Genomic DNA, 16243 nt, shown 5'->3' on the forward strand with positions numbered 1-16243 from the left:
GATTAATAATATTCACAATGACTAACATGTTGAAAAAAACAGCAATCACTCTTTTTACTGCCCTTGCCGCAGCTACTTTTATTTGCTCATGCGAGCAAACCGAAGTTCCCCAAGATCAAGATCTAACTCAGTATGTCGACCTGTATATCGGTACGGGCGACCACGGACACGTATTTATGGGCGCCGATGTCCCTTACGGGATGGTGCAGCTTGGCCCATCGAGCATAACCGAAGGCTGGGATTGGGTTTCGGGCTATCACTATTCCGATTCCATTATCTTTGGATTCTCCCATACGCACCTCAATGGTACGGGAATCGGCGATTTGCAGGATATCCTGTTCACGCCGACTGTTGGCGATGTTAAACTCGCCAAAGGAGTCCATAACGACCAGAAGTCTGGTTATTACTCCCTTTTCAGAAGAGAAACCGAAAAAGCCAAACCGGGCTATTACGCCGTACACCTCGACCGCTACAATGTAGACGTGGAGCTGACAGCAACTAACCGTGTAGGCTTCCACAAATATATTTTCCCTGCATCCGATGCTTCGGCGGTGGTAATCAATTTAGCCGATCACATGAACTGGGATAAACCGACCGAAGGCTACCTCGTTCAGGAGAACGATTCGGTTATCTCAGGTTACCGTTATTCCGAAGGATGGGCCAATAAGCAAAGGCTTTACTTCACAGCGGTATTCTCCAAACCGATGAAACAATTTGAAGTTGCCGATGCCGGAAAAGCTGTTTCGGGAACGAGCCTGACGGCCGAAAAAGTATATGGCGTTGCCAAATTCGATACCCAAGAAAACGAAGAAATCTATGTGAAAGTCGCTCTTTCGCCTGTCAGCATCGAAAATGCAAAACTGAATATGCAAGCCGAATTGGCGGGATGGGATTTCGAGCAGGTGATAAAAGATGCCGATAAAGCATGGAATGCCGAGTTGAACAAGATTCAAATTCAAACAACTGACGAGCAGGTAAAACGCATATTCTATACGGCGCTTTATCATACAATGGTTGCCCCTTCAACCTTTCAGGATGTGAACGGCGATTATCGCGGATCGGACGGCAAGACATACGAAAAAGCCGATTTCAAGAATTATACAACTTTCTCTCTGTGGGATACCTATCGTGCAGCACATCCGCTGATGACCATTATACACCCCGAGAAGGTGAACGACATGATCAATACGATGCTTCATATCTATCAGCAACAGGGCAAATTGCCAGTATGGCACTTGGTTGGTTGCGAAACGGATTGTATGGTCGGTAATCCGGGCGTTATCGTTGTGGCCGATGCTATTCTGAAAGGTTATGCCGGTTTCGATAAAGAACTGGCTTACGAAGCGATGAAAAACTCGATGCTGTTGGACGAAAGAGGCTTAGGCTATTACAAAGAGTTTCAATACATCCCTTACGACAAAGAAGATGAAGCCCTTTCCAAAGCAATGGAATACGCCATCGCTGACTGGAGTTTGGCTCAGGTAGCCAAAGAAATGGGTAAGACTGAGGACTATGAATACTTCTCGAAAAGAAGCAAAGTCTATCAACACTACTTCGATAAAGAAAAAGGCTTTGTCAGAGGACTTTCGTCCGAAGGCAACTTCCGCCCGAATTTCGATCCGTTTGCAGCTCCTCACCGCGAAGGCGATTATGTAGAAGGAAACGCATGGCAATATACTTGGTTGGTACCGCATGATATTGCCGGATTGGTAGAGAGCTTCGGAAGCAAAGACAAGTTTGTGACTAAACTCGATTCGCTTTTTACTGTTAAAGGTAATTTGGGTGAAGGCGCTTCTCCTGATATCAGCGGACTGATTGGACAATATGCGCACGGAAACGAGCCGAGCCACCATGTACTTTACATGTACCCTTATGTAGGGCAACCTTGGAAAACGGCGGATAAAGTGCGCGAAGTGCTTTATGTTCTCTATCACGACCAGCCGGCCGGATTGTCGGGTAACGAAGATGTCGGCCAGATGTCGGCGTGGTATGTGCTCTCAGCAATGGGTTTCTATCAGGTAGAACCTGCCGGCGGAAAATATATCTTCGGTAGTCCTATCCTCGACGAGGCTGTTGTGAGAGTGAAAGGTGGCAAAATCTTTACTATAACAGCACACAACAACAGCAAGGATAACAAATACATCCAAAGCGTGAAACTGAATGGTAAAGACTATGATAAGTTCTATATCGACTTCAAAGCGATAGAAGCCGGAGGGACGCTCGAATTCTTTATGGGAGACAAGCCTTCCGATACATGGGGTATTAATGATGAAGTAATTAAATAACCGAATATACTATGTTGAACAAAATCCTATTTACTGCGATAGCGCTTGTTCTCTCCTTAGGAGTAGTGAATGCGCAGGATCGTTACGAATTGAATAGCGGATGGAAATGTATGCCGTCCACTAAAACGAAAGACAAAGGAGAGAAAATCTCTGCTCCGAATTATTCTCTTTCGAAATGGAAAAAGGCGGTCGTTCCCGGAACCGTATTGACAACCCAGTTGGAGAACGGCGAAATTCCTGATCCGTTCTATGGAATGAATAACGAGAAGATAAAAGATATTTACGAAACAGGACGCGACTATTATACCTACTGGTTTGCCAAGGACTTTGACGAAAAGGCTCCAAGCGGCGACGAGCAGGTATGGTTGACATTCCGCGGGATAAACTATAGTGTCGAAATCTACCTGAATGGCAAGAAAGTAAACAATGAAGTTTACGAAGGAATGTTCCTGCGCAAATCCTTCAATATCACTAAGCTGTTGGCAAAAGACGGTAAAAACCGTCTGGCAGTCATCGTTTATCCGCCCGATCCTGTCGGCAATCCGAATGGTGGGCAAGGGGGCGACGGACGCATTGCCAAAAGCCTGACACACCAATACACTGCCGGTTGGGACTGGATTCAACCGATCCGCGACCGCAATACAGGTATATGGGACAAGGTGTATATTGAAAAGACAGGTATCGTAAACCTCAAGAACCCGCATATTGTTACGCTCGTTCCGGGGAAAAGAAATACAGGAGCAAAACAAGAAGATGCTATCCTGAAAGTTTCGGCTGAATTGCAGAATACAACGAATAAGTCGCTCTCGGGTGTTTTGCGCTACGAGATTGACGGCGATTTAGTTACGCAGCGCGTCAATCTGAAAGCCAATGCAACGGTAGAAGTGAGCTTGCCGGACTATTCGGTTAAGAATCCGAAACTTTGGTGGCCTGCCGGATATGGCGAGCAGAACATGTATAACATCAAGATAGAGTTTGTTGAAGACGAAAGCCGTAAAGTACAGGACTTCGAGAATGTACAATTCGGTATCCGCGAATTGCAGTTCGACTGGAACGAGCATACGCGAAGCAAACAAATCTCTGTCAATGGACAAAAGATATTCATCAAAGGTGGTAACTGGATTATTTCGGATGCTATGCTTCGCTTCACGCCGGAGCGTTACGATGCCGAAATCCGCTACCATCGCGATATGAATCTGAACCTTATCCGTATCTGGGGAGGTGCTTTGACTGAGCGTCCCGAATTTTACGAAGCGTGCGACAAATATGGTATGCTCGTGATACAGGATTTCTGGTTCTCGGGCGACTGTAACGGTCGCTGGACAGATCCGCTGAAAGCTGAGGATCAATGGACGCGCCGCAAATACCCGGATAACCATGCCTTGGTATTGGAAGCTGCCGAAGATATGATAAAAATGATCCGTAACTATCCGTCATTGGCTTTCTGGTGCGGAGGTAACGAAATTATGCCGCCGCAGGATATCCTGATTCCTTTGCGTGACGAATTACTTCCTCGTCTGGACGGAACACGTTGGTTTGCCGATTATTCCAACTCGGACGAATGGTCGTATAACTTCATCGGAGGAAACGGCGACGGCCCGTATACTATCCAGCCAAAAGAACGTTTCTGGGAGCACCGCACATGGCCTTTCAATTCGGAAGTCGGTTCGGTTGGAGTGGGAGATTACGAATCGTTGGTTCGTTTTATTCCAGAGAAAAACCTTGTAGCGCCGAAATACAATCCGAATGCTAAGTTCAAGGAAGAAACAGATGACGTGTGGACATACCACACCTATACCGGCGTGGGATACGAAGGTCACCTCGTCCCTTATGGTGAGCCGAAAGATATAAAAGACTTCGCGATGAAGGCACAGTTAGTCAACTACGACCAATACCGTGCCCTGATGGAAGGATTCAGCTCGCACATGTGGGATTGGTACACCGGCTCGATTATCTGGAAAACACAAAATCCATGGACTTCTATGCGCGGACAGATGTATGATTACTACCTCGACCCGAATGCTTGTTTGTTCGGTTTGCGCAATGGTAGCCAGCCCGTTCATGTGATGTGCAACCCTGTTACGAAAATGGTAATGGTGGTGAACAATAGTTTCGAGCAGTTACTCGATCTGACGGTGGAAATGCGTGCCTATGATATGGATGGTAAAGAAACTTTTATCGATCGCACATTGGTTTACATGGAGCCGAGTATGTCAAAGAACATTCAGTCGGTAAAAGCTGCAACCGATCCTATTTTTGAGAAAAAAGGCGGATTCCTTTATCTGGAATTATGCGACCTCGATAAAAATGTAATCAGCAGAAATCTATACTGGTTCCCGGATGCCAATGGAGAATACTCCGGCTTGAAGGCTATGCCGGAAACATCTTTGTCAGCGAAGGCAAAATATGCCGGAAATGGCAAAGTCGAAGTGTCACTCACGAATCCTAAAGATGCACCGATTGCGTTCTTCAACAGGGTTTCGTTGATTGATAGCAAAACTAAAGACCGTGTGTTACCGGCTTTCTATGACGATAACTATGTATCAGTCCTTCCGGGCGAAACAGTTACTGTTACGGTTGATTACACGCCGCAGAACGGAAAGAATTACAGCGTAGATATATATGGTTGGAATGTGAATAGATTCACCATTCCGGTACAAGCAAGATAAAGAGCTAAGGCTTTTAAATTAGGTTTAAGTGATGACCTCCTCCTGTCTAAAGGTAATTTAGATCGGGGGAGGTTTCTGTTTTTGAGAAGAATCCTTATCTTTATCCATCAAATGACCAAAACAATGATACCATGATAGAACCGGTTTACTCTCCAGCTTCCGAAAGATATGACGGCAAAATGCCATACCGGAGGTGCGGCAAAAGCGGCATTATGCTTCCGCTGATTTCATTGGGTTTGTGGCACAACTTCGGAGGTGTGGATACATTCAGCAATAGCCGGAAGATGCTTCACTATGCTTTCGACAAGGGGATTACGCATTTCGATCTGGCCAATAATTACGGCCCTCCTTATGGCTCGGCCGAAGAAACTTTCGGTCAGGTAATGGAGAAATCGTTCAGGCCATACCGAAGCGAATTATTCATTTCTACCAAAGCGGGACATGATATGTGGCCCGGCCCTTACGGCGAGTGGGGATCGCGCAAATACCTGATGAATAGCCTCGATCAGAGTTTGCAACGGATGAAACTCGATTATGTGGATATTTTCTATTCTCATCGTTACGATCCCGATACCCCTTTGGAGGAGACTTTGCAGGCTTTAGTCGATATTGTCCGTCAAGGGAAAGCGTTGTATGTCGGCATATCCAAATACCCTTTCGAGGCGGCGCAATTTGCCTATAACTATTTGCGGGAGCGTGATACGCCTTGCCTGCTCTATCAGGGGAAATATAATATGTTCGATCGCGAACCCGAGAAAGAAGGTATTATCCGTCAGGCCGAGGAGAATGGCAGTGGCTTTATTGCTTTTTCGCCGCTTGCACAGGGATTGCTTACCGATAGGTATCTTGGAGGAAAGATCGACGAAAATTCCCGGATTGCCCGCGGTGGTTTCTTGAAAAAAGAAGCGTTGACGCAGGAGGTTTTAACCCGTATAGAGCGGCTGAATACCGTTGCGCGAGGGCGTGGACAATCGCTTGCCGAAATGGCATTGGCCTGGGTGTTGAGAGATAAGGCGGTGACTTCGGTTATTGTTGGTGCCAGCTCGGTAGAGCAATTGGGCAGAAATTTGAAAGCGATTGATAATACATCATTCTCACAGGAGGAACTGGATGGGATAGAAGCTTTCTTATAATAGGAAACGACATAAAAAAAGGAAATCTCTGATTATAAGAGGTTTCCTTTTTTTGTTGCCTTACTAGGACTCGAACCCAGACAGACAGAACCAGAATCTGTAGTGCTACCATTACACCATAAGGCAATGCGATAATTGCGGGACAAAATTAATAAAAAAATAGTAAACTCAATATATCCTATAGAAAAAGAAGAGCCTTTGCTAAAATTTCTTTTGGTATGCAGGAGGCTCTTCCATTTCGTTGAAAAGAATGATGTATCTTATAGTCTTAACGATTTTACTTCACAATCTCTACTTTATACCCCATCTTGTCGAGCTGGTATAACAAGCCCTCTTCTCCGGCTAAATGGAGTGCACCGACTACAAACAATGTCGGTTTGCCTTTCATGATAGCAGGCATTTGTTTTAACCATTTATTGTTGCGGTCGCGTAAAATAGAGTTTTTGGCTTCTTCGGACGAAGGGCACGGATCATCGGGATTGTTAAACGACAGATCGTACATCTTAACTAAGTTTCCTTCGCCATAATAGTTATTCAACTCTTTCACTTGTGCGATAGACTTTTCTTTTTCGTTTACGAGCGAACTGATGGTACAAACTAACTGTTCGGCTTGAGTTTTCAATGGTTCGGCATCGAATAGGGCTGTCAACTCATCTTCTACGGTTTCCAAACCAATAACTGTTTTGCCTGTTTCGTTTGCAACTTTCTGCATATGTTCGTCAATAGCTATATGAGCCATCAGATTAACATCGGGGAAGGCTTTTGTGTAGAACATAATAGATGCTGACAGTGATATTATCCCCGGATGCATTACGCCCATTTGGTCTAATCCTGTTCCGAAGATAGCTTTCAGATCCTTATCCAGCTTGTTGTAATCAGCTTCCGAAAGATATGTTTTGTACGACTCTCCGGCAGGGAGCATAGCGCGTTGCATCATGCGGTTTTGTAGATCCGTTTTATCAGCTAATACCAGCTCGCCGGCTACCTGACGCGTCTCAGACTGAGCTTTGTCTAACCCTTTGATATTATCCAATACGGACAAAGAAGCTAAGTGATGGGAGCCGAGAATATAAGAAGCTTCTTTCAGCCCATTTCCCGAGACTTTCCAGAGTAAAGAACCGTTGTATTTTTCGGAACGTTGTGCCGATAGGCTCAATACAGAGCTGATTAACAGGAGAAGTACAAATAGCTTTTTCATAAATGTGTTATTAAGTTATGGTTGTTTGGATGAAGTTTTATTCTTCCGTTTCGAATTCTTCTATTTCCTTAATCGAAGCTTCTATCTTTTTTATGTTGTTCAGATAGAATACTTTATAGATAAATAACATAAACAGCAGGGCTACGCTGATACCTATGGAACAGGCTATTATTAAGCCCGTGGCGGGGATATTTGAATAGTAGAATGACAATTCGATAGTGTAGAATGCAAGGAACAATATAAGAAAAGCTACTCCGCCTATAATTTCCCACTTAATGAACAACTTGTATTTATTAATCAACTTGGAAACCTCCAAAATATTCATGTTGGTAAAATCTATCTTCCTTAAATGGTTTAATTTGTAAAATTGCCAGATGATACCTAATGGGATAAGAATAGCATATACAACAGAAGATATTGGGACTTTAGGATATAGATAGACAGAAAAAAATAAGCAAGGAAACAAAAGGAATAGCATGATCTTTTCTGTCCTTAGCAAACTATTGAAAGCACTTTTTCCCCGGTTATTTACCATCCGTTGAATCTTCTCCTCACTGATCGAAGACTTTACTTCGGCTTTTAGCCACGATTCTTTTAATTTATCTAATTCCATAATAATTGCTGTTTTATTCATTTTCGGCTGACATCTTGCGGAGCTTCTCTTTGATACGGTTGATCTTCGTTGCCACATTCGTAACGCTGATACCCGTGATCTCCGCAATCTCCTTGTAAGGCTTATCCTCCAGATAAAGCAGGATAAGCGCCTTCTCGATGTTCCCTAACTTGTTAATGAGTTTATACAACTCTTGTATCTGCTCATCTTTGTGGTCGATTTCGTCCCTTATCTCCGGCAGGTTTTCGACGTAATCGGGCTTCACTTTCTTTCTGCGGAAAAAGGATACACACGTATTAAGCGCAATACGGTATATCCATGTCGAGAATTTGCTTTCGCCCCTGAACGAGGAATAACCTTTCCATAAATTGAGAACGATTTCCTGATACAAATCTCCGATGGGATTTTCGGCATCGGCATAGAAAGAAGCCACCTTATAAATGATGCCCTCATTCTGTTGCACGAGCGAAACAAACTCCTTACTAACTCTCTCTTGTCCCATCCTTATTCGGCGATTGTATTCTGTTTAAGTATTTATCCTATTAGTCGCACCTATTTATGAATAATCACAGCAAATTTATCTTTTTTTTCAAAAAGATTTTCCTGTATACAGAAAAATGCTCTGAATCAGTTCGGTATATCCGCATCATAATAGAAGAAAAATAGCTATCTTTGCAACCTGAAATAAGAGCCGGTTTAAATTTTAGCGAAAAAATTCATAACAGGCTTAATTGTTTCTTAGTCATTTTTTTTCTGCTCTTTTCAGCGTATTTCTCTCTTTTTCCTTTTGATTTAGCCCGCTAAATCTTCAAATAAAAAGAAATAAATCCATCTGAATAATAGCTATAAAAAAGATGTGCTATAAAATTTAAACAGACTCTAAAAACGAACGGAATTTATGGGAAATCTTGTAGCCATAGTCGGACGACCTAACGTAGGGAAATCCACTTTATTCAACCGCCTGACGCAAAGCAGACAGGCCATTGTAGACGAAACATCAGGCACTACACGTGATCGCCAGTATGGAAAGGTTGAATGGGGCGGACAAGAGTTTTCGCTGGTCGACACAGGCGGATGGGTAGTGAACTCCGAAGATATATTCGAAGAAGAAATCAATAAACAGGTAACCATCGCCATCGAAGAGGCGGATGTTATCATGTTTGTTGTGGATGTACAAAACGGATTGACCGATCTGGATATGAATGTGGCGGGTATCCTTCGCCGCTCGAAGAAGCCGATTATCCTTGTATCCAACAAAGCCGATAATTTTGCGATGCATGCTCAATCGGCTGAATTTTATTCGTTCGGACTGGGCGATCCTGCTAATATTTCGGCTATCAATGGTTCGGGAACGGGAGACTTGCTCGACCTGATTATCTCTAAGTTTACGAAAAAGGACGAAGAAGAAGAATTGGAAGAAATTCCGCGTATCGCTATCGTCGGACGTCCGAATGCTGGTAAATCCTCTTTGTTGAACGCCTTGATGGGCGAGGATCGCAATATTGTGACGGATATTGCCGGAACGACGCGCGATTCTATCTATACCCGCTATGATAAGTTCGGGATGGATTTCTATCTGGTCGATACAGCAGGTATTCGCAAGAAAGGGAAGGTCAACGAGGGATTGGAATATTATTCTGTAATTCGCTCTATCAAAGCGATTGAAAACTCGGATGTCTGTGTGCTGATGATAGATGCCACGCAAGGTATCGAGAGCCAGGATTTGAATATCTTCTCGCTGATACAGAAGAATAAGAAAGGTTTAGTTGTTTGTGTCAACAAGTGGGACTTGGTCGAGAACAAAGAGCAGATTGTAATCAAAACATTCGAAAATACCATTCGCGAACGTTTGGCACCTTTCACTGATTTTCCAATCATCTTTACTTCTGCAGTGACTAAACAGCGTATTCTGAAGGTGTTGGAAGTGGCAAAAGAAGTATATCATCGCCGCAAGGCTCGTATCCCAACGCATAAGCTGAATGAAGTATTGTTGCCGATTATCGAGCGTACACCGCCTCCTGCCAACAAAGGAAAATATATCAAGATAAAATATATTACACAATTGCCGAAGACGCAGATTCCGTCGTTTGTGTTTTTCTGTAACCTGCCTCAATGGGTGAAAGAACCATATAAACGATTCCTCGAGAACCGCATCCGCGACAACTGGGATTTGTCTGGTACACCGATTAATGTGTTTGTCAGAGAAAAGTAACTTTTTTTTGAAAAAAACTATCTTTTTCTTGTTTTTTTGTTAAAAAGGATATATGTTTGTTTTTAGAACAATGAGGGCCTAAAATTGTTTGACCTTAATTAATTTAATTTTTTAACAAAAACAGCACAACCATGAGAAAAATTATTTTTTCGACCCTGTCGACCCTGTTACTAGTGTTAGTTATTTCTTTTTACAATTGCTCTTCGGATGAAACACTTTCGCCCAAAGGAGAACCCCAAAAAGCTATAGCAGATCTGGAAAATCTCTATAGTAAAATGCAAAATAAAGATATTTCTTTTATTGACAGTTGCTTGATTGCGATGGAATCTAAAGTAGAGGAAGAATCTTCCATCGTTGAAAAAACTACTACTCAAAAAGAAAATGAGTATTTGGATAAATATATTCAACAGGAATCCTCTGGAAACTACTCTTTTGTTGGAAATGTGAACTTCGATGAAATAATATATGATAATACGTTGTCTATCGAAGAACGAGAGTTCTTAATTGTTACCCTTTCTTCTTTAGAATACATAGAAGAAGTTTTTCAAGAAAAGAATGTGATAAATAATACGAAAATGGTTAATTCATGTTTAGATACTTATCGATCAGAATTGACAAGTATCCGAAATCGCTATTTAGGAGGAGCAGCAGCAGCTTGGGGGCTTTATCTTGTGGATAAAAAGCTTGGCCTTTCGTTGGCCTTTCGGGTAGCAAAGAAAGCATTTGCTGGAGAACACTATATAGAAATTGCAGATGCTGAAGCACGTTATAATGCATGTATTTAAGTTTATAAAGAGATCATTATGAATATTGATTTTTGGGATATATTATTAATTATTCCTTATGAATTGTTCTTTTTGATAGTAGCAATACGAAAAAAGTATAAAGACAAGAAGCTATCTACATGGGAAAAAGTAGTAGCCATTATACTTGCATGTGTTTATACTTTAGTTCGTTGTTTAATAATATATTATTTATTTGATTTATGAACTAAAAGATGAATCTTACTTTATCAGACTTACTTTGGATTATTCCATTAGATTTATTGATTATTGTACCTATCGTGCTTAGGATACAAAAACATAAGTTACTTACTCCTAAAAAGAGAAAGTTCTATATTGTGCTGACTTGTATTTTCCCTCTTATTGGAGCGTTCCTCTATTCTTGGGAATCGAACAGACAGATAAAAGAGAGGTATAGTAAGAAACCTGTAGAAACTACGGAAATATAGATAAAGCAGAGGGGCTTTCATTAAGAAAGCCCCTCTGTTGTTCTTAGATATATATCTTCCCTCTTTCTTACGCCGGATGATACTCTTCTATTATCTCCATCCCTTTTAGGATGGCCTGTTCGTTCATCGGCAGTAATTTGTGGTGACGTTCAGGAAGCGATTTCTTCAATCCTTTCATCACATTTTCCAATTTCACCAAAGGCAATATCTTCAACAATCCGCCCAACACAATCATGTTGAAAGCCTTCATGTTGTTCATTTGCGTTGCCGTATCTATGGCCGCCGTTGTGTAAATATGAATATCTTTTCGTATCGGTGGCGAAACGATTCCATTCGGATCGTAAATCAAGATTCCGCCCTTTTTTACGTGAGGCTCGAATTTCTCCAACGAAGGTTGGTTGAGGATGATGGCTACATCGTATTCGTTTACGATTGGCGAACTGATAGGCTCGTCACTCAGGATAACCGTTACATTCGCAGTTCCTCCACGCTGTTCAGGGCCATACGACGGAAACCATGAGACCTCTTTATCTTCCATCAGGCCGGAGTATGCAAGTATCTTACCCATCGACAAAACCCCTTGCCCTCCAAAACCGGCTATAATTATTTCTGTTATCATAATTGTGCTTTTTTCCTTCGTTTTAGATATCTTTCATGTCACCCAGCGGATAGAAAGGGAACATATTCTCTACCATCCAGTCGTTTGCAGCCGCAGGAGTCATTTTCCAACCCGAGCTGCAAGTAGATACTACTTCTACGATAGATGTACCCTTATTCTCCATCGAATTCTCGAACGCTTTGCGAATCATGCGCTTTGTCTTTTTCACCGCAGCCGCCGTGTGTACTGCCTGACGTGTTGCCAGACATACCCCCGGCAATTGAGCCAGCAGTTCGGTTATCTTCAACGGATAACCGTTGAGATGTATGTCGCGTCCGTTCGGCGTGGTTGCCGTCACCATCCCCGGCAGAGTAGTAGGAGCCATCTGGCCTCCCGTCATACCATATATACCGTTGTTGATGAATATGATGGCAATGTTTTCGCCGCGATTGGCAGCGTGTATCGTTTCGGCCGTACCGATAGCAGCCAAGTCCCCGTCGCCCTGATACGTAAATACCAAGCGGTCGGGTAGGAGGCGTTTGACGGCAGTTGCCAGAGCCGGAGCACGTCCGTGCGCAGCCTCTTGCCAGTCGATGTCTAAATAGTTGTAGGCAAAAACGGCGCAGCCCACGGGAGCTATTCCCACAGTCTTGTCGCGCAAGCCCATTTCGCTGATGATTTCGGCTATTATTTTGTGTACTACCCCGTGCGAGCAACCCGGACAGTAGTGCATGGTGTTGTCGTTCATCAATTCCGGTTTGGCGTAAACCAGATTGGCGGGGTCTATCATATTTATATGGCTCATTTTTCTCGTTTTTTAGTTGTTTGTAACTCTGTTTTTAAGCGCCGAATTTAGCTTTCAGTGCCGTAACAATCTCGTTCGGAGTCGGAACGATACCACCCAAACGTCCATAGTGTTCGACTTTTACTTTGCCATTTACGGCCAGCCTTACATCTTCCACCATTTGTCCGGCATTCATTTCTACCGTGAGGATTCCTTTTACACGGGACGAATAGCTGTCAATCACTTTATACGGATAAGGCCAGAGCGTTATCGGGCGGATAAGCCCCACTTTGATGCCTTCGCTGCGTGCTATTTCCATTGCTTTGTGGCAAATACGCGCCATCGAGCCGAAGGCTACGAAAAGGTAGTCGGCATCTTCGCAATTGGTTTCTTCGTATAAGCAAACATCCTTCTCTATCTGTGCATACTTAGCCTGGAAGCGAAGATTGTTCTCTTCCATCTTATGCGCATCCAGTTCGAGGGATGTAATGATATTCGGTTTGCGGTCGGCAGGCTTCCCTAAAGTTGCCCACGGACATTGCTGGCGGATTTCTTCGTCTGTACGCCTTCTTTTGAAAGGCGGGAGAACAACTTTCTCCATCATTTGCCCGATGACACCGTCGGTCAGAATCATTGCCGGATTGCGGTATTTAAAAGCCAAATCGAAGCCTAAGGCCACATGATCGGCCATTTCCTGTACGGACGAAGGCGCTAATGTTATCAGTCGATAGTCGCCGTGTCCTCCTCCTTTTACTGTTTGGAAGTAGTCGGCTTGCGATGGCTGTATTGTACCCAATCCCGGTCCTCCGCGCATAACGTTGACCAAGAGGCAAGGCAACTCGGCACCTGCCAGATACGACACCCCTTCGAGCATGAGGCTTACACCCGGGCTCGACGACGAAGTCATCACTGCTTTTCCGCAGCCGGCGCCGCCATATACCATATTGATGGAGGCTGTCTCGCTTTCGGCTTGAAGGACAACCATTCCGGTAGTTTCCCAAGGGGCTTCGTCCATCAGCGTTTCCATAATCTCCGACTGGGGAGTGATAGGATAGCCGAAGTATCCGTCGCAACCGTAACGGATGGCTGCATGAGAGATGGCCTCGTTTCCTTTCAGTAAATATATTTCTTTTTCTTCTGACATAATGTTGTTGAATTTTGAATTATCCGGGAATGATTGCCGGATAACCGCATGTTAAAATAACGCTTATTCCGCTTTTACCTTGTAAATTGTTAAACAGGCATCGGGGCATACATAGCCACAATTGGCACATCCGATACACTCGTCCGGATTTTTCATGTATACGTAGTGATACCCTTTCTGGTTTACGTTGCGGGGCTGGAGTTCCAGCACATCGCACGGACAGGCAACCACGCACAGGTCGCATCCTTTGCAACGTTCTTCATCAACTACAACTGTTCCTTTTATTTTAGCCATTGTTCGGTGTATATTTTAATTGATCTATATCTTTCTTTAGAACGTGTTCTATGTTGTTTGTTTATGAGGTTAAAGTTATGAGTATTTTGTGGTACAACCATACTTTTTATGATAAACTTTTATCCTGTAACTTCCATTAACTTGTTTTATTGACAGTTATAAGAAATGTATTTTTATAGTTATTCCAACAACCAAACTACCCTTTCGGGAAGAAATCGACAGTCGAAATGGAAGCTGCTTTTATCAGTGCTTCGGGTGCGATCTGTATTTGCAGGCCTCGTTTTCCGGCACTGACGTAGATAGCTGCAAATTGCAGGCACGAATGGTCGATATACGTCGCAAAGGCCTTTTTCATCCCCAGCGGCGAACATGCACCCCGTATATATCCTGTGATATTCAGCAAATCCTTCATCGGTATCATTTCGCAACTTTTGTTGCCCGAGATTGCAGCAGCAACTTTCAAATCCAATTCCTTCGCCCCCGGAATGATGCAAACGAAATATCCCGATTTATCTCCTTTCAGGACGAGCGTTTTGAAAACCTGTTCTACAGGTTCGTTCAATTGTTCGGCTACATGAATGGCACTCAGGTCGGATTCGTCTACTTCGTAAGGGATAAGGTTGTAATCTATACCCTCTTTATCCAATAGTCTGGCAGCGTTTGTCTTGTTTATTTTCATTTCTTTTTTGATTAACCTCACTTTTTTATCCGGCAGTTATGGAATCTCCGGTTGAATTCTCTCCATATAATAAACGAATTTAAACATACAAAATTATGAATGCACCCTTCAAATTTATCGCAACAACAGTGTTAGGCGTCCTCGTAGTGGCAGGATGTGGCAATAACAAGAGTTCTGACATGGTTTCGGACGAGGTATATGCACTCTCGGAAATGCAGATTCCGGAAGCAGATGAAGTACAAACAGAGATGAGAGATTATGACTGCAAGGTACAGGAAGAGAGTAGCGTGATGAATACGAAACAGATGCGGCAATCGCAGCAAACTGTACGCTTCACTCCTCCTACTGTGCAAGGTGCACCCGAACTGAGTGCTAACTTCATCGCTACAGCGGCAGCCTTATCGAATAACGATGGCAAGCACCAATTGGTGCGTACGGCACGCCTCCGCTTCAAAGTGAAAGATGTCGTGCAGGCGACTGCCGCTATCGAAAATATTATCCTGAAGAATCAGGGCTTGATAATGAACTCGGCGATAACTAATACCAAACATACCGATGTGCCTTATCTTGTATCGAAAGATTCTTCGTTGCTGATTTCCTATTACGAACTGAATTCGAACCTATCCCTTCGCGTATCCAAAGAATTATTAGACCAGACATTAAGAGAGATTGCTCCTTATGCTATCGAAATCGATTATCGCACATTGCATGCCGAAGATGAAACATTCAACATCTTGTGGAATAAAATGACCGAAGACCGCAAACTTCGCAAGGCAAACCGCTTAGGTAGCGCCATTGCTTCGCGTAGCGGTAAATTGGGCGATGCAGTAGATGCCGAAGAATCGCGCGACTATGCTGAGGAGCAAGTCGATCGCATGAAGCTGGCGAATGTGATACTACACGATAAAATAGACTTCAGCAATATTGAGATTCAACTTTACCAAGACAGGACGGAAGTCCGCACAATGATTGCCAACCAGGCAGACATCACCGCTTACGAACCGGGCTTCGGTCAGAAAGCAATAGATGGGCTGGCTGCTGGTTGGTGGGTAATATGCAGCTTAGTATTGTTCCTGGTGAGCATCTGGCCGGTAGTACTGGTATTGACAGTGGGTGCAATCATTTTCATCCGGTACAGACGAAGCCGCAAAGGATGACAGCCGGAACAATAGTATTTGTGAGAAGGATTTTCCGATTTGGAAAGTCCTTTTCATTTTATGTTACGAGGATTGTATTATCTTTATGCCGGAATCTAAAAACTACATAATCAGATACTATGAACCTGAAAGCTAAACTTATCGGAATAGGAGGGATTCTCCTTTCTCTGTATGGTGACTAGTCCTAAAAAACCGTTACAGGTTTTATTAGACAAAAATATTAATAATTTATGAGATAGTTGTCGG

Annotated in this window: 14 protein-coding genes and 1 tRNA gene; 6 read left to right on the forward strand and 9 right to left on the reverse strand. The window is 43.3% G+C overall.

Annotated features, from left to right (window positions below):
* Window positions 1–26 precede the first annotated feature (26 nt).
* The 3 genes from D0T66_RS13365 (at window position 27) to D0T66_RS13375 (ending at window position 6087) form a co-directional block, all read left to right on the forward strand.
* A complete protein-coding gene (locus D0T66_RS13365) occupies window positions 27–2285 on the forward strand; it encodes a GH92 family glycosyl hydrolase (protein WP_255489829.1) in 2259 nt (752 codons plus the stop codon).
* Between the two features lie 11 nt (window positions 2286–2296).
* Window positions 2297–4954, forward strand: a complete 2658-nt coding sequence (locus D0T66_RS13370; protein WP_163357808.1) for a glycoside hydrolase family 2 TIM barrel-domain containing protein — start codon at window positions 2297–2299, stop codon at window positions 4952–4954.
* Between the two features lie 131 nt (window positions 4955–5085).
* Window positions 5086–6087 carry an aldo/keto reductase gene (locus D0T66_RS13375; protein ID WP_163357809.1) on the forward strand — a complete coding sequence of 334 codons (1002 nt, stop codon included), beginning with the start codon at window positions 5086–5088 and terminating at the stop codon, window positions 6085–6087.
* Between the two features lie 55 nt (window positions 6088–6142).
* On the opposite strand, the gene D0T66_RS13380 is transcribed toward D0T66_RS13375, so the two are convergent.
* From D0T66_RS13380 to D0T66_RS13395, 4 genes are all read right to left on the reverse strand, one after another.
* Window positions 6143–6213: transfer RNA gene (locus tag D0T66_RS13380), tRNA-Gln, on the reverse strand.
* Window positions 6214–6364: 151 nt separating this feature from the next.
* Window positions 6365–7285, reverse strand: coding sequence for a TraB/GumN family protein (locus tag D0T66_RS13385; protein WP_163357810.1), 921 nt, complete (start codon window positions 7283–7285; stop codon window positions 6365–6367).
* 37 nt (window positions 7286–7322) lie between these two features.
* On the reverse strand, window positions 7323–7898 hold the full coding sequence (locus D0T66_RS13390; protein ID WP_163357811.1) for a hypothetical protein: 576 nt from the start codon (window positions 7896–7898) through the stop codon (window positions 7323–7325).
* 13 nt (window positions 7899–7911) lie between these two features.
* Window positions 7912–8400, reverse strand: a complete 489-nt coding sequence (locus D0T66_RS13395; RefSeq protein WP_185154844.1) for an RNA polymerase sigma factor — start codon at window positions 8398–8400, stop codon at window positions 7912–7914.
* A 396-nt stretch (window positions 8401–8796) separates the two neighbouring features.
* Between D0T66_RS13395 and der the strand changes: the two genes are divergently transcribed.
* Together der and D0T66_RS13405 are read left to right on the forward strand one after the other, a co-directional pair.
* Window positions 8797–10110 (forward strand): ribosome biogenesis GTPase Der, encoded by a 1314-nt coding sequence (gene der / locus D0T66_RS13400; protein WP_163357812.1) that lies wholly within the window; start codon window positions 8797–8799, stop codon window positions 10108–10110.
* A 131-nt stretch (window positions 10111–10241) separates the two neighbouring features.
* Window positions 10242–10895, forward strand: a complete 654-nt coding sequence (locus D0T66_RS13405) for a hypothetical protein (protein ID WP_163357813.1) — start codon at window positions 10242–10244, stop codon at window positions 10893–10895.
* Between the two features lie 513 nt (window positions 10896–11408).
* On the opposite strand, the gene D0T66_RS13410 is transcribed toward D0T66_RS13405, so the two are convergent.
* The 5 genes from D0T66_RS13410 to ybaK form a co-directional block, all read right to left on the reverse strand.
* Entirely contained in the window at window positions 11409–11960 is a 552-nt protein-coding gene (locus D0T66_RS13410; protein ID WP_163357814.1) for a 2-oxoacid:acceptor oxidoreductase family protein, read from the reverse strand.
* 22 nt (window positions 11961–11982) lie between these two features.
* The gene (locus tag D0T66_RS13415) at window positions 11983–12744 is read right to left on the reverse strand and encodes a thiamine pyrophosphate-dependent enzyme (protein ID WP_163357815.1); all 762 of its coding nucleotides are present in this window, start codon (window positions 12742–12744) and stop codon (window positions 11983–11985) included.
* A 34-nt stretch (window positions 12745–12778) separates the two neighbouring features.
* Window positions 12779–13867, reverse strand: coding sequence for a 3-methyl-2-oxobutanoate dehydrogenase subunit VorB (locus tag D0T66_RS13420; protein WP_163357816.1), 1089 nt, complete (start codon window positions 13865–13867; stop codon window positions 12779–12781).
* Window positions 13868–13930: 63 nt separating this feature from the next.
* Window positions 13931–14161 carry a 4Fe-4S dicluster domain-containing protein gene (locus D0T66_RS13425; RefSeq protein ID WP_163357817.1) on the reverse strand — a complete coding sequence of 77 codons (231 nt, stop codon included), beginning with the start codon at window positions 14159–14161 and terminating at the stop codon, window positions 13931–13933.
* A gap of 196 nt (window positions 14162–14357) precedes the next feature.
* Window positions 14358–14840, reverse strand: coding sequence for a Cys-tRNA(Pro) deacylase (gene ybaK / locus D0T66_RS13430; protein ID WP_163357818.1), 483 nt, complete (start codon window positions 14838–14840; stop codon window positions 14358–14360).
* 95 nt (window positions 14841–14935) lie between these two features.
* Between ybaK and D0T66_RS13435 the strand changes: the two genes are divergently transcribed.
* Window positions 14936–15997: a DUF4349 domain-containing protein gene (locus D0T66_RS13435; RefSeq protein ID WP_163357819.1), complete on the forward strand. Its 1062-nt coding sequence runs from the start codon at window positions 14936–14938 to the stop codon at window positions 15995–15997.
* Window positions 15998–16243: the final 246 nt, after the last annotated feature.

The sequence above is a fragment of the Dysgonomonas sp. 25 genome, assembly GCF_010501075.1.
Lineage (GTDB): Bacteria > Bacteroidota > Bacteroidia > Bacteroidales > Dysgonomonadaceae > Dysgonomonas.

What these genes read in the sequence shown, in the direction of transcription:
- D0T66_RS13365 (WP_255489829.1), top strand. Translation starts at nt 27, where the DNA reads ATGTTGAAAAAAACAGCAATCACTCTTTTTACTGCCCTTGCCGCAGCT.
- D0T66_RS13370 (WP_163357808.1), top strand. Translation starts at nt 2,297, where the DNA reads ATGTTGAACAAAATCCTATTTACTGCGATAGCGCTTGTTCTCTCCTTA.
- D0T66_RS13375 (WP_163357809.1), top strand. Translation starts at nt 5,086, where the DNA reads ATGATAGAACCGGTTTACTCTCCAGCTTCCGAAAGATATGACGGCAAA.
- D0T66_RS13385 (WP_163357810.1), bottom strand. Translation starts at nt 7,285, where the DNA reads ATGAAAAAGCTATTTGTACTTCTCCTGTTAATCAGCTCTGTATTGAGC.
- D0T66_RS13390 (WP_163357811.1), bottom strand. Translation starts at nt 7,898, where the DNA reads ATGGAATTAGATAAATTAAAAGAATCGTGGCTAAAAGCCGAAGTAAAG.
- D0T66_RS13395 (WP_185154844.1), bottom strand. Translation starts at nt 8,400, where the DNA reads ATGGGACAAGAGAGAGTTAGTAAGGAGTTTGTTTCGCTCGTGCAACAG.
- der (WP_163357812.1), top strand. Translation starts at nt 8,797, where the DNA reads ATGGGAAATCTTGTAGCCATAGTCGGACGACCTAACGTAGGGAAATCC.
- D0T66_RS13405 (WP_163357813.1), top strand. Translation starts at nt 10,242, where the DNA reads ATGAGAAAAATTATTTTTTCGACCCTGTCGACCCTGTTACTAGTGTTA.
- D0T66_RS13410 (WP_163357814.1), bottom strand. Translation starts at nt 11,960, where the DNA reads ATGATAACAGAAATAATTATAGCCGGTTTTGGAGGGCAAGGGGTTTTG.
- D0T66_RS13415 (WP_163357815.1), bottom strand. Translation starts at nt 12,744, where the DNA reads ATGAGCCATATAAATATGATAGACCCCGCCAATCTGGTTTACGCCAAA.
- D0T66_RS13420 (WP_163357816.1), bottom strand. Translation starts at nt 13,867, where the DNA reads ATGTCAGAAGAAAAAGAAATATATTTACTGAAAGGAAACGAGGCCATC.
- D0T66_RS13425 (WP_163357817.1), bottom strand. Translation starts at nt 14,161, where the DNA reads ATGGCTAAAATAAAAGGAACAGTTGTAGTTGATGAAGAACGTTGCAAA.
- ybaK (WP_163357818.1), bottom strand. Translation starts at nt 14,840, where the DNA reads ATGAAAATAAACAAGACAAACGCTGCCAGACTATTGGATAAAGAGGGT.
- D0T66_RS13435 (WP_163357819.1), top strand. Translation starts at nt 14,936, where the DNA reads ATGAATGCACCCTTCAAATTTATCGCAACAACAGTGTTAGGCGTCCTC.